General features: G+C 66.8%; 11 protein-coding genes and 1 pseudogene. 6 read left to right on the forward strand and 6 right to left on the reverse strand.

Translation table 11 applies throughout. From position 1 onward, the window contains the following. Positions 1–8: 8 nt before the first annotated feature. Positions 9–2,198, reverse strand: a complete 2,190-nt coding sequence (locus ACQEXA_RS51365; RefSeq protein WP_432922824.1) for an alpha-ketoacid dehydrogenase subunit alpha/beta — start codon at positions 2,196–2,198, stop codon at positions 9–11. Between the two features lie 133 nt (positions 2,199–2,331). Between ACQEXA_RS51365 and ACQEXA_RS51370 the strand changes: the two genes are divergently transcribed. The 4 genes and pseudogenes from ACQEXA_RS51370 to ACQEXA_RS51385 all read left to right on the forward strand — a co-directional run bounded on the left by ACQEXA_RS51370 (position 2,332) and on the right by ACQEXA_RS51385 (position 5,500). Beyond that, the gene (locus tag ACQEXA_RS51370) at positions 2,332–2,844 is read left to right on the forward strand and encodes a VOC family protein (RefSeq protein WP_432922821.1); all 513 of its coding nucleotides are present in this window, start codon (positions 2,332–2,334) and stop codon (positions 2,842–2,844) included. Further along, positions 2,841–3,524: a GntR family transcriptional regulator gene (locus ACQEXA_RS51375; protein ID WP_432922818.1), complete on the forward strand. Its 684-nt coding sequence runs from the start codon at positions 2,841–2,843 to the stop codon at positions 3,522–3,524. The genes ACQEXA_RS51370 and ACQEXA_RS51375 overlap by 4 nt, the downstream gene beginning before the upstream one ends. A 5-nt stretch (positions 3,525–3,529) precedes the next feature. Beyond that, positions 3,530–3,687: pseudogene (locus ACQEXA_RS51380) on the forward strand (transposase); the annotation flags it as partial. 436 nt (positions 3,688–4,123) lie between these two features. Further along, positions 4,124–5,500, forward strand: coding sequence for an NADP-dependent succinic semialdehyde dehydrogenase (locus ACQEXA_RS51385; RefSeq protein ID WP_432922815.1), 1,377 nt, complete (start codon positions 4,124–4,126; stop codon positions 5,498–5,500). Between the two features lie 251 nt (positions 5,501–5,751). On the opposite strand, the gene ACQEXA_RS51390 is transcribed toward ACQEXA_RS51385, so the two are convergent. The 5 genes from ACQEXA_RS51390 to ACQEXA_RS51410 form a co-directional block, all read right to left on the reverse strand. Continuing rightward, on the reverse strand, positions 5,752–6,474 hold the full coding sequence (locus tag ACQEXA_RS51390; RefSeq protein WP_432922812.1) for a dienelactone hydrolase family protein: 723 nt from the start codon (positions 6,472–6,474) through the stop codon (positions 5,752–5,754). Between the two features lie 601 nt (positions 6,475–7,075). Beyond that, positions 7,076–7,798, reverse strand: coding sequence for an enoyl-CoA hydratase/isomerase family protein (locus ACQEXA_RS51395; protein WP_432922809.1), 723 nt, complete (start codon positions 7,796–7,798; stop codon positions 7,076–7,078). A 130-nt stretch (positions 7,799–7,928) separates the two neighbouring features. Beyond that, complete coding sequence (gene pntB, locus ACQEXA_RS51400) at positions 7,929–9,356, reverse strand: Re/Si-specific NAD(P)(+) transhydrogenase subunit beta (RefSeq protein ID WP_432938836.1); 1,428 nt, start codon at positions 9,354–9,356, stop codon at positions 7,929–7,931. A gap of 22 nt (positions 9,357–9,378) precedes the next feature. Continuing rightward, positions 9,379–10,938, reverse strand: a complete 1,560-nt coding sequence (locus ACQEXA_RS51405) for a Re/Si-specific NAD(P)(+) transhydrogenase subunit alpha (RefSeq protein WP_432922807.1) — start codon at positions 10,936–10,938, stop codon at positions 9,379–9,381. Positions 10,939–11,058: 120 nt separating this feature from the next. Further along, positions 11,059–11,868 carry an SDR family NAD(P)-dependent oxidoreductase gene (locus ACQEXA_RS51410; RefSeq protein ID WP_360999036.1) on the reverse strand — a complete coding sequence of 270 codons (810 nt, stop codon included), beginning with the start codon at positions 11,866–11,868 and terminating at the stop codon, positions 11,059–11,061. A 195-nt stretch (positions 11,869–12,063) separates the two neighbouring features. Between ACQEXA_RS51410 and ACQEXA_RS51415 the strand changes: the two genes are divergently transcribed. Beyond that, positions 12,064–12,825 (forward strand): FAD synthetase family protein, encoded by a 762-nt coding sequence (locus tag ACQEXA_RS51415; RefSeq protein WP_432922802.1) that lies wholly within the window; start codon positions 12,064–12,066, stop codon positions 12,823–12,825. Between the two features lie 181 nt (positions 12,826–13,006). Beyond that, positions 13,007–13,651, forward strand: a complete 645-nt coding sequence (locus ACQEXA_RS51420; protein ID WP_432922799.1) for a helix-turn-helix domain-containing protein — start codon at positions 13,007–13,009, stop codon at positions 13,649–13,651. Positions 13,652–13,658: the final 7 nt, after the last annotated feature.

Raw genomic sequence — 13,658 nt, forward strand, 5'->3', positions numbered from 1 at the left:
GCATGATCTCAGCCATTGTTCTGCCCCTGCGTGATCTCGCGGAGCTTGGCGACGACTTCCTCCGTGGAGGCGAACGCGGCACGCTCCAGTACCTTGCTGATGCTCGGCGACGCCTCGCCACCCGTCACGCGCTCGATCGGGGCGTCGAGCCAGTCGAACAGCCGGCGTTGGATCTCGTCCGAGAGCCAGCCGCCGTAGGAGGTGCCGATGGCGCCCTGCTCGGCGATGAGCACGTTGTTGGTCTTCATCACCGATTGGGTGATCGTCTCCCAGTCCAGGCTGGCCCGGTCCAGCCAGCGCAGGTCGATGACCTCGGCGTCCACTCCCGTCTGTTCGACGGCGGCCAGAACGGCGGGCGTCATCGCCAGGTAGGTGAGGATGGTGAGGGCCGCTCCTTCGCGGCGTACGGCTGCCTTGCCGACGGGAAGGTAGTGGTCGTAGTTCTCCGGCAGTCCGGGCCCGGTGGAGTTGTACAGATCCACGTGCTCGAGGACCACGACCGGGTCATCACAGGCCAGGGCCGTGTTCATCAGGCCGACGTAGTCGAACGGCGTCGACGGAGCGACTATGCGCCAGCCCGGTGCCGTCGCGAAGATGCCGGCCGGGTCCATCGAGTGCTGCGATCCGTAGCCCGTACCGGTGGCGACCTTGCTGCGCAGGACGAACGGCACCTTGCCCTCACCGCCGAACATGTGGCGGGCTTTTCCGATCTGGTTGAACAGCTGGTCTGCCGCCACCCACATGAAGTCGGCGTACATGAACTCGACGATCGGGCGGAACCGGCCGTCCAGAGCCAGACCACCGCCGAGGCCGGCGAACGCGTTCTCCGAGATCGGGGTCCCGAGTACGCGGTCGGGGAACGCCTCGCTCAGGCCGCGGGTGGCACCGTTGGTGCCGCCGTTGAGCTTGTGTACGTCCTCTCCCATCACCACGACGCGCGGGTCGGTCTCCAGGCGGCGTCCCATCACTTCGGCGACGGCGCCGATGAACTTGACATCGGTCAAGCCGTCGGCGAAGTCCTCGGCGTCGGTGAACTCGATGCCGGACAGCTCCGACAGGTCGCCCCGGATGCCTTGGTCGACGAACGCCGGGTCCGGCCATTCCGAGGGCCGGATGCGTCGCTCACCGGGTTTGCCGCCCGGCCGCGGTTCCAGCAGGACGTCGCCGAGTTCCGACATCAGAGCCTTGGCGTGCTTGATCGTCTCCGCAACCGCCTTCTTGGTGAGGATTCTGCGTCGCACCAGGTGTCCCACCATGGTGTCGATCGGATCCCGACCACGCCACTGCGCTTCCTCTTCCTTGGTGCGATACCGGAACGCCGAGCCGGGGAAGGGGCCGTTCTGGTGGAAGTAGCGGTACACATCGGCTTCGATCATGGTCGGACCGTTGCCGTTGCGCATATGGGCGAGGGCCTGCTGCGTCACGAGGTACACGGCCAGCGGATCCATGCCGTCGACCTTCCAACTCCGGATGCCGAAGCCCGGGCCGCGGCCGGACAGCCTTGGCTCGGCGGTGACTTCGGACACGTGGGTGGAGACGGCGTACAGGTTGTTCTCGACGAAGAAGCACAAGGGCAGCGACCACGCCGCCGCAAGATTGAAGCTCTCCAGCGTGGATCCGATGTTGATCGCGCCGTCGCCGAAGAACGTGAAGGCCACCGCGTCAGTGCCGGCCTGCTTGTGGGCCCACGCGGATCCGGCCGCGAGCGGTACCCCGCCGCCGACGATCGCGTTGGTCCCGATGGCGCCGGCCTCGTGCCACTGGAGGTGCATGCTGCCGCCTCGACCGTGGCTGAAGCCTTGGTCCAGTCCGCAGATTTCGCGCAGGCTGCGCAGGAGTACGGCCCGTACATCCTCAGGGAACGGTTTTGTTGGATCTATGCCTTTTGGGTACAGATGGGCAAGCGCCTTGGCGAGGAACTGGTGATGGCCGCGATGCGACCCGTTCACGGTGTCCTCTGAGGTAAGGGCGAAGCACGCGCCGACCGCGCCGCCCTCCTGGCCGATGCTGGAGTGCGCGGGGCCGTGGATGAGCCCGTCCGCGGCAAGCTCCAGGACGTACTCCTCGAAGGTCCGGATCAGCACCAGTTGGCTGAACATGCCTGTCAGGAGTTCTGGAGTCGCGGCGTCCCAGTCGTCCTGGGTGACGACGAACTCCGACCACGCGGCGTTCGCTTCGAGTGGGTGTTCCGCAGGCATCGGGAGCCTCCTTCAATCGGCCACAGTGCAACGCACACTGTCACATAGTTGGATCCAATCACAAGGGATTGCTCGACTTCTGGCGTCATTGGCGCCATCATGAGGATGCGTTTGTATCCAAAGGAGGAAGATCATGGCTCTACCTGGCCTCGTGCGCCTGGATCACATCGGATTCACCGTGCCGGACCTGGACCAAGCGCACACGTGGCTCGTGGACGTCCTGGGTTGTGAGTACCTGTACTCGCTCGGCCCGTTCAGCGGGGCAGACGACTGGATGACGGAGCACCTGAACGTGGACGCGCGCACAGTCATGCGCCAACTCCGCTTCTACCGGTGCGGCGAGCAGGCCGTGTTCGAGGTCTTCGAGTACCAGGCGGACGCGCAGAAGAAGGTCGTCCCGCGCAACAGCGACGTCGGCGGTCACCATGTCGCGCTGTACGTCGAAGACCTGGACGAAGCCGTGTCGTTCCTGAGGGCGAGGGACATTCCCGTGCTGGGCGACCCGACCGTCAGCGCCGGACCGTCAGAGGGGCAGCGGTGGGTCTACTTCCTCTCACCGTGGGGAATGCAGTTCGAGCTCGTGTCCTATCCTGGCGGCAAGGCCTTCGACCACGACCCGTCAAAATTCAGAGGTGACCGCTCTTGACTCCTGAGCACGCTCGCGATCCGCGCGGGTCGGACAGCGTCAGGAGTCAGCGCATCGCCGGCATCCTCCGCGAGGAGATCCTCGCCGGCGAGCTGACTCCCGGCACGTGGCTGCGCCAGGATGAACTCGCGGAGCGCCTCGGCGCGAGCCGGATCCCGGTCCGCGAAGCGCTGCGGATCCTGGAGTCCGAGGGTCTCACCGAGTCGTTCCCCAACCGAGGGTCGCGGGTTCCTGTACTCAGCCTCGAGGACGTGAACACGTACTACCGGATGCGCGAGCGACTCGAACCGCTGACTCTGGCCGAGAGTCTTCCCCATCTCACTGATCGCCACCTCGCCCACCTGGAGCACATCCAGGACGAGATCGAGAACCAGAGCGACGTCAATCGGTTCCTTCTCCTGGACCGCGACTTCCACATGGCGACCTACGCGGGTTGCCCCAGCGACCACCTGCTGGCCATGACAGAGCGGCTCTGGAACTCCACCCAGCACTATCGCCGTGCGTTCATGGTGCTCGCGGACCCTGACCGGGCCACGATCGTCAACGCCGAACACCGGCTGATCCTCGACGCCGTACGGCGCCGTGATCCTGAAGACGGTGAGCGGTACCTCACGGGGCACATCCGCCGCACGAGGGTCGAACTCACGGCTCACCCCGAACTCTTCGTCGAAAAGCAGTGACGCGGGGCGGACTCCTGCATCAGCCGGCCGAGCGGGTGCTGGAGTCCGCTTTGGAAGGCGAGATAATCGACCACCTCGGCCACGAGAAGTACGACCTGGCCGGCGGCGGCAGCGGGACTCCCGCAACGGCGTCCGTACCAAGACGATGCCGACCGACGTCGGACTTCTCAAGCTCCCCCTGACTTTTCCGGCCACCGATTGAGCGATCTCCGCGTCGGGACTGAACGCCCGTCTCGGGGATGGGATGCCGGCGCGCGTGCCGGACTCGGCGCTTCGGACCGCCCGGTGGTGCGCGGCGCGCGGATGAGCGTCCGCCTTGGACGTCGTCCCTGAGAGCCACGGGTTGCAGCGCCGGTGATGCCTCGCAGCCGAGGAGCCCGACACCGCGATGGCCGTCCCTGCCCTAGGCATGCGACGTACGCAGCCGGCTCTCTCAACGCATCGCGAACTGTTCTCAGGCGGGCACGTGCGTTCAGAATGTATCCAACTAGATGTGAGTAAGAGGCGCCTGCACTGCATACTCTGGCATGTTATTTCTGAAGACTCTATAATGGATCCAATCAAGCCTCATTGGATGCCCGCACCACGAGGAGAGCGCCGTGCCCATCGCTACTGTCAACCCCGCCACCGGTGAGCTCATCGAAGAGTTCACTTCACTCACGAAGGAACAGGTCGATCAGCGGCTGACGCAAGCAGAGGCCGCGGCCGCGACGCTGCGGGCAACCGACTTCGACACTCGCGCCCAGTGGATGCGGGCAGCCGCAGACCTGGTCGAGGCCGAGGCAGCCCACACGGCGCGACGGCTCACGATCGAGATGGGCAAGCCGATCGCGCAGGCCCGCGCAGAGGTCCTCAAGTGCGCGCTGGCGATGCGGTTCTACGCCGACAACGCCGAAAGCCTGTTGGCCGACCAGCCGCTCGCCGACCCGAGCACGGTAAGGGCTTCGGCTGCCTACACCTCCTACGAGCCTCTGGGCGTCGTTCTTGCCGTGATGCCGTGGAACTATCCGATGTGGCAGGTGATCCGCTTCGCTGCGCCCGCGCTGATGGCCGGCAACGTCGGCCTGCTCAAGCACGCGTCGAACGTGCCGCAGTCCGCGATGTACCTCGACACGCTCTTCGAACGAGCGGGCTTCCCCGCCGGGTCGTTCCAGACGCTCCTCATCGGCTCAGCCGACGTCGAAGCAGTCGTCCGCGACCGGCGCGTCGCCGCCGTGACGCTGACCGGTTCCGAGCCGGCCGGGCGGTCGATCGCAGCTGTCGCGGGCTCAGAGGTGAAGAAGGCCGTCCTGGAGCTGGGTGGGTCCGACCCGTTCATCGTGCTGCCCTCCGCCGATGTCCGCGCGGCCGCCCGAACGGCCGTGGCGGCTCGCACGCTCAACAACGGCCAGTCCTGCATCGCGGCCAAGCGGTTCATCGTCCACACGGACGTGTACGAGGAGTTCGTCGAGGCCTTTGTCGCCGGCACAAAGGCGCTGACGGTCGGCGACCCGCTCGACGAGGGAACCGAGATCGGGCCGATCGCCACGGAGTCCGGTCGGCGCGAGCTCGTCGAACTGGTCGACGACGCCGTCGCGAAGGGTGCCGTCCTGCGGTGCGGTGGGTCGGCGGTCGGTACTGAGGGGTGGTTCTTCGAGCCGGCGGTGCTGGAGGAGGTCACCGCCGAGATGCGGGTGTACCGGGAGGAGGCCTTCGGCCCGCTGGCCGTGGTTCACCGGGTCGACGACGTGGAGCAGGCCGCGGCGCTTGCCAACGACACGACCTTCGGCCTCAGCTCCTCGGTGTGGACCACTGAGCCGGACGAGGAGCGGTTCCTGATCACCCGACTCGAGGCCGGCGCCGTCTTCGTCAACGGCATGAGCGTCTCCTACCCCGAGCTGCCGTTCGGCGGCGTGAAGGACTCCGGCATCGGCCGCGAACTCGCCGCGGAAGGCATCCGGGAGTTCTGCAACCTCAAGACCATCTGGAAGAGCTGACGGGAAACGTCGGCCGTCGGCTCCTGGAACGGATCACCACACCAACACCAGCGGGACCTTCACCGACGTCAATCCGGAGACGCGCCGCCCCGACCGGCCGGTACCGCCGATGGCCGGTACCGCCGCGATCGGGGCGGTTGTGCATCTGCCGGCCATCGCCATCGAGGGAGAAGGCCGGGACCTGTCCTCCTCGATGAGCGGCATCCTGGCCGACTCCGCCTAACGTCTGCTGCCCGCCAGACAGCCCGGCCTCACTTCAGGTGTCGGTCCAAGAACCGGCACCCGTCCTCCAGCTCGAACGACGGGGTGCCGGTGTGCCCTCCCAGATTGGCGTGCAGCGTCTTCTCCTTGCTGCCGAAGGCGTCGAACAGGTCCAGCGCCCGTTGCCGGGGGTTCCCTTCGTCGTCCCACTGCAGCAAGAACAGCAGCGGAATGCTGACCTGCCGGGCCTCCTCGCGCTGGGCACGGGGCACGTACCCCCCGGCGAAGAAGCCTGCGGCCGCGATGCGCGGCTCGACCACCGCCAGCCGAATGCCGAGGGCGGTCCACCCCCCGGAGTACCCGACCGGGCCGCCGATCGCGGGCAGCTCAAGGAGGGCGTCCAGAGTGGTCTGCCATTCCGGGACCGCGGTTTCGACCAGCGGGCCGATGAAGGACTCCAAGATCTCGTCGACCGGCTCGCCGGCCTGCATCGCCCGCCGGAGGTCGGCACGGGCCTGCTCGTCGGCGGCGGATCGGGGACGGTCACCGCACCCGGCGGCGTCGATGGTGGCCACCGCGTAGCCGCGCGCCGCGGTGTACCGGGCCCGGGCCACCAGCCGGGGTTCCGCCTTGGGCAGGCCGTTGTTGTGGGCCATCAGGACCAGCGGGGCCGGTGCGGACCCAGGCGTCCACAGGGTGCCGGGGATCTCGCCGAGGGTGAATTCGCGCTCGAGAACGCCGTCGTCGAGGCGCTGTTCAGAAGTGAATTGCACGGTCGTGCCTTTCGGGAGGGCTCTTGAACGGCGCTCCCGGACGACCTATCGCCCGACCGTGACCCCGGAGGGGAGCACCCATGTCGATACGTTCACGGGTACCACCTCCTCGTTTTGTTGCACGGCCTCCGGAAAAGTAGCAGGGGTCGCCGTGGTCCGCCAACGGGTTTTTGCGGAGGCTCACCAGTTGGATTAGCGAAGCGTAGTGAACCTGTGGCAGAGTGCTACGCGCACGTCCGGCGCCCAGGCGACGTCGGGCACCCTCCTCGGTCGGGTCTTGCGGCCCGGTCGACCAGCGTCCGGAGGGACGTGCCACGCGGGCTGGCGGCTCCTGTCGTTCAGTACCAGGGCACGAAGGCGATTGGCTCCCAAGGCTGAGCAACGCTCAGGCTCGCTAAGCCAATCAGAGACGCTCCCCGACCGGACGCCTTGGGTGCGGGAAGTGCAGCCCAGGTGCCTCAGCCTGATCTGTATCCCTCTGTTCACCCGGGCGCCGGCGAGGCGGTCGGTCCAAGATCAGGTGGGTGAGGCCGTCGGCCATGGACTCCATCAGCACGTGGTGCAGATCTGGGACTGCTCTGTGCAAGGGTCAGTGAAGAGTTCAGCGGTCGAAGAGTTCGATGAAACGTGCCAGCGACGCGTCGAACGCGTCGTCGTATGACATCGATGCGAACTCATAGAGGGAGCGACGGCCAGGGGCACCTGCGTCAGCAGCCCTCAGTGCTTTGTCGAGCCACTCCTGGGCGATCGCAGTTACTCGGCCGGCCTCCACCACGGCCTGCACGAGGCCGACCTCGCGGGCCCTCTGGGCGGTGAACGGCTCGCCGGAACCTATGTTCTCCATCGCCAGGCGCGGCCCGAGCCGATGAATGATGGGCACTTGCGCGATCATCGGCCACATCCCGGCGCTGACCTCCACCGTGCCGATGCGCGCACTGTCCACTGCGACGGCGAAGTCGCAGGCCGCGACGAACGAGGCGCCCCCGGCGAGCGCGTCGCCGTTGACGGCGGCAGCGACAGGCAGACCCAGACGAGGGAAGATCCGGAGGGTCTCTATCAATGCCTTGCCGAACAGAGCTGGATCCGCACCCGCTTTGATGGGAGCGATGTCGAGACCGCCGCAGAAGGTCTCACCTGCCCCGGTGAGCAGGACAGCGCGGATGTCCGGGTTGTCGTCACACTCCTGCAGTCGGGCGCGGATGTCGGTGAGGATGCCGGGGTTCAGCAGGTTCCGCTCGCCATTGTGAATGGTCAAGACGCTGACAGCACCGACCACTTCTTGCTCTACGCCGCCGCTCCAGACGCTGTCCACGCTGTTCGTCATCTGAGTTCTCTCGCTTCGTTGGCTGTTTGTCGAAAACGACGCGTCCGATTCCTGGCATGTCGGCCTTGCTGCGCCGTGATGCGTGACTACTGCGTCCCCGCCCAGGGATCACTGCGTCCTGGCCCGGGTGTCAGAGGACTCGGAGGATGTCTTCGACGCGGTCCTTGGCGTCGCCGAAGAGCATGGAGGAGTTTTCGCGGTAGAAGAGCGGGTTTTGGACGCCGGCGTACCCGGAGGCCATGGAGCGCTTGAAGACGATGACGTTTTCGGCCTTCCAGACTTGGAGGACGGGCATGCCGGCGATGGGTGAGCTGGGGTCCTCGGCGGCGGCGGGATTGACGGTGTCGTTGGCGCCGATGACGAGGACGACGGTGGTGTCGTCGAAGTCGTCGTTGATCTCGTCCATTTCCAGCACGATGTCGTAGGGGACCTTGGCCTCGGCGAGCAGGACGTTCATGTGGCCCGGCAGCCGGCCCGCGACCGGGTGGATGCCGAAGCGCACGTTGACGTCTCGGTCCCTGAGTTTGCGGGTCAACTCGGCGACGCCGTACTGGGCTTGGGCTACGGCCATGCCGTATCCGGGGGTGATGATGACCGAGTCGGCCGACCCGAGGAGGTCGGCGACGCCCTCGGCGGTGATCTCGCGGTGCTCGCCGTAGTCCTTGTCGTCGGCCGGGCCGGCCTCGATGCCGAACCCGCCGGCGATCACGGAGATGAAGGACCGGTTCATCGCCTTGCACATGACGGAGGACAGGTAGGCACCCGAGGAGCCGACCAGGGCGCCTGTGATGATGAGCAGGTCGTTCTCCAGCAGGAATCCCGATGCTGCGGCAGCCCAGCCGGAGTAGGAGTTCAGCATCGAGACGACGACGGGCATGTCACCGCCGCCGATCGAGGCGACCAGGTGCCAGCCCAGGGCCAGTGCGACGATCGTGACGGCGATCAGTAGCCACAGTGTCGGGTCGATCACGAACCACGTGGTCAGCACTGCGAACGCGGCCAGGGCACCGAGGTTGAGGTAGTTCTTGCCGGGCAGCATCAGCGGGGCCGACTTGATGCGTGCCGAGAGCTTGAGGAACGCCACGATCGAGCCGGTGAAGGTGACCGCGCCGATGAAGACGCCGATGAACACCTCGGCGGAATGGATCCCGAGCAGGTCCTGAGCCTGCAACACCTTGACCTCGCCGCTGACCGTGCCGTCCAGGGTGGACTCGACGCGCAGGTATCCGTTCCAGCCCACGAGTACCGCGGCCAGACCCACGAAGGAGTGCAGCAAGGCGATCAGTTCGGGCATCCCGGTCATCTCCACGACCCGGGCCCGCCACAGTCCTATCGCGGCACCGACCGCCATGGCGCCGATCATCAACGCCAGACCGACTCCGGAGATGTCACGGTGGACCGCCAGTGCGATCGTCGCGGCCAGGGCCACTGCCATGCCGCCGATGCCATAGGTCTTGCCGGCCTTGGCGGTCTCGTGATGGGACAGTCCGGCCAGTGCCAGGATGAAAAGCAGGGCCGCGACGATGTAGGCAGCCGCTGCGGCGGTCTCGACAGTCATCAGATCAGACATGATGGGCCCTTCAGCTTCTCGAGAACATGGAGAGCATGCGGCGGGTCACTGCGAAGCCACCGAAGATGTTGATCGAGGCCAGCAGGATCGCGATGGTCGACAGCACCGTGACCGCCCCGCCGTTCGGACTCTCACCGTGCCCGATCTGCAGGAGGGCGCCGACCACGATGATTCCCGAGATCGCGTTGGTGACGCTCATCAGGGGCGTGTGCAGGGCGTGGTGCACGTGCCCGATCACGTAGTAGCCGATCACGATCGCCAGCGCGAACACCGTCAGGTGTCCCTGCAGCGCCGACGGGGACAGGGCCGCGAGCAGGAACAGGACCGCGGCGCCGACCCCAACCGCCGTGTAGCGCCGCCGAGTCGACGCCGGTGGCTTGGTCTGGGGGCCGGCCGCCTTCACCTCAACGGCTGCGGAGGCGGGAGCGGCTGCCGGAGCGGCGGACACCTGGACCGGCGGAGGCGGCCAGGTCGACTCGCCGTCGCGTACCACGGTCATCGACCGCTGCACCGCGTCGTCGAAGTCCAGCACCAGCCGGCCGTCCTTGTCCGGGGTCATCAGCTTGATCAGGTTGACCAGGTTGGTGCCGTACAGCTGCGACGCCTGCGCGGGCAACCGACCCGGCAGGTCGGTGTAGCCGATGATGGTCACACCGTTGGCCGTGACCACCGCCTCGTCCTTGACCATGCCCTCGACGTTGCCGCCGCCGGCGGCGGCCATGTCCACGATCACGCTGCCCGACTTCATCGACGCCACCATGTCCGCGGTGATCAGTGTCGGCGCGGGCCGGCCCGGGATCTGTGCCGTCGTGATCACGATGTCCATCTCGGTGATCCGGTCGCTGTACAGCTGGGCCGCGCGGGTGTTGTAGTCCTTCGACATCTCCTTGGCATAGCCCGTCGCCGACACCTCCAGCTCGCCGGCATCCTCGGGCTCGACCGAGAGGTACTCGCCACCCAGCGACCTGACCTGGTCGGCGACCTCCGGCCGCGGGTCGGTGGCGTACACGACGGCACCCAGGCTTCCCGCCGCACCGATCGCGGCCAGACCCGCCACCCCCGCACCACAGACCAGCACCTTGGCCGGCGGCACCTTGCCCGCAGCCGTCACCTGACCGGTGAAGAACCGGCCGAAGACATGAGCGGCCTCCACCACTGCCCGGTAGCCCGCGATGTTCGCCATCGACGACAACACGTCCAACGACTGCGCCCGCGAGATACGCGGCACCGCATCCATCGCCAGCGCCGTGATCGGCCGTGTCGCCAGGTCCTCCACCAGCGCAGGGTTCAACGCCGGGCTCATGATGCCCATGACCGTCGCACCCGGCTTCAACCCGTCCAACTGCTCGGACGAGAGGGCGTTCACGCCGAGCACGACCTCCGCTGCCAGCGGGTCACCCATCCTCGCGCCGGCCTCGATATATGCCTCGTCCGGGAAGCTGGACAACGCACCAGCACCCGGCTCCACCACGACGTCGTACCCCAGCTTCACCAGCTGGACCACCGTCGCAGGAGTCGCGGCAACACGCGTCTCGCCGCGGCGGGCTTCGCTCACGATTCCGATCAGCATTCCCAGAACTCCAGGGTGTCGATGTTGCAGAGCACTCGGCGGATCCTCACGGTACGTAAACCAGGAGCGCCATCCAAGGCAAGTGCGGACCTTGGATGGCGCTTGCCCGGGGGTCTGAGATCAGGCGACGGGCTTCGACAGCCCGCCGTCGACGCGCAGCACCTGACCGGTCACGTAGGAGGCGTCGTCGGACGCCAGGAACGCCGCCGCGGCACCGATTTCGGCGGGCTCGGCCCAACGGTCGAGGCGAATGCCGAGACCCTTGGCCATGCCGGCCCGAACCTCTTCGGCGCTCTTGCCCTGCTGCTTGCCCATGGCCTCGGTCTTGGTGAGCCAGCCCTCGGTCTTGGTCATTCCGGGGGAGATGGCGTTGACCCGGATGTTGCTGGCAGCCGCCTCGGTCGCCAGGTAGCTCGTGAGCGCGACCACGCCCGCATTCACGATCGCCGTAGGACCGGTGTTGGGAATCACCGCGTGTGCAGTGGCGCCGACGACGTTGACGATGTTGCCGCTGCCGGTCCTGCTCAAGAACGGGAGAGCGGCCTGCGAGACGCGAAGGAACCCGATCAGCTTCGTGTCGAAGGCCGACGCGATGACCTTCTCGTCGACCCCCTCCAGGGCGGACGGCGCGAGCTGCGGACCTGCGTTGTTCACGAGGATGTCAAGGCTGCCCTGCCATGCGTGCACCTCTGCCAGCGCGCTGTTGACGGAATCCGCGTCGGTGACGTCCGCGACGACGGGGAGCACGTCCTCGGCGCCGGCTCCAGCGGTGAGACGCCCGGCCGCAGCCTTGACGGCAGCCTCGTCCCTGGCTGCGATCGCCACCTTGGCGCCACGCTCGAGCAGCGCCTGCGCGATGGCGAAGCCCAGGCCTCGACTACCACCGGTCACGAAAGCCGTGCGGCCCTCCAAGTTCCAACCTGCAGCCATGTTCGGCTCCTCCAGTCAGCGGTTCATTCCTTACTGCGGAGAGTGGATCTGAAGCGATGCGGCCACGGCAAGCGTGGTTAACGCAGGGTTCACACGCGGTCTGCCGGGCCATCTCGCATCTTCCGAACGGGTAACGACACGAGGCGCACACTGACGCGGGCCCAGCCTGCTCTGAGGTCGAAGGAGGGAAGGGTGATGGAGGTCCTCAGCGTTGAGGTACCCCGTGGGAAATGGCGCGCCGATGGTCGCCGCACCGGTGGAGCGCGCTCGGGCGCCAACGTCGCGATCGGGACCTTCGACGGCGTTCACCTCGGTCATCGTCAGGTCCTGAACGGGTGCGACACAGTGCTCACATTTGACCCTCACCCGCTGCAGGTGCTCCAGCCACGCCAGGTACCGAGCCTGCTGAGCGATCGCCGACGGAAGCTCCAGAAGCTGTGCAGCTTGGGGATCCGGCGCGTGGCGATCGTCCCGTTCGACCACGCCTGGTCGCGAGTCTCTGCCGAAGACTTCGTCGAGGGTGTCATTGTCGACCAGCTCGGTGCGGAGTTCGTCAGTGTCGGCGAGGGCTTTCGATTCGGCGCCCGGGGCGCCGGGACGACAGCCACTTTCGAACAGCACCCTGAGCTGAGCACCCGGGTTGTCCCGCTCGTCACGTGGGGCCCTGCCCGTGAGCCGATCTCATCGACGCGCATCCGCCGGCTGGTCTTCGACGGCGACGTCGAATCGGCCGCTGAGCTGCTGGGAGTCTCCCTCGCCCTTCCGGCGGTCGTCGGCGATGAGGGACAGTTACTGATCTCGTACGAGTTCGCGCTCCCGGCACCCGGGTTCTATCTCGGGTACGTCGACTGTCACCCGTGCGTGCTTCGCGTGTGTCAGGACCGCACGGTCGAGGCCATGAGCACAGTGCGGACCGGCACCCATGTCGAGGTGACGTTCGTGAAGCGAGCCTCATAGGCCGAGCCGACGTTCCACTGCTCCCTCAGGTGTTCGGGTTCTGTGGATCCCACTCCACCTTCGGGCATCTCACGCCCTTCTGGCTCGTTTAGTATTACTGCACATCAGTCCCGGGCTACGTCCGACGCCGATCAACGACTGCCCGTGGGCCGCATGCCGCAATCGAGGAGGGAACGGACCCGTGGAACCCGAAGCACGCGCTCGCTTGCGCACCGCTCGCACTGCGGCCAAGCTCAGCGTTCGTGAGTTGAGTCGCCGCGTCGGCATCTCACCGAGCATGTTGTCCCAGATCGAGAATGGGCACTCCGAACCCTCGGTGGCCACCCTCTACTCCCTGGTGTCGGAACTCGCGATCTCCTTCGACCAGCTCCTCGCCGGACCGGGGGTGGAGCACAGTCCAGGCCCACCGACGCCCCCCATGTCGCCGCTTGTCGAGGCCGACGAACGAGCTGTGCTCGTGATGGACAGCGGCGTCACCTGGGAGCGGCTTACGCCCGGCCCCGACCCGCTTGTCAGTGCACTGCTCGTGACCTACCCACCTGGCAGCAGCTCCTCCACGAACGGAGGGTTGATGCGTCACGATGGACGGGAGTACGGCTTTCTGATGTCGGGGCGCCTGACCGTCCGCCTCGGGTTCGAGACCTACAGCCTCGAACCCGGCTCGTCCATCAGCTTCGACTCTGCAGTTCCCCACTTGTACGTGAACGAGAGTGACGAGCCGGCGAGCGGCCTGTGGCATGTGGTCGCCGGGCGCGGTGCGTCGGGAACCGAGGGCCCGATCCCCGCCTGTCACCCCACTGACATGCAGCAAGGGGGCCGCTCGTAATGACCCC

The organism is Streptomyces sp. CA-106110 (genome assembly GCF_050936285.1).
Lineage (GTDB): Bacteria > Actinomycetota > Actinomycetes > Streptomycetales > Streptomycetaceae > Streptomyces.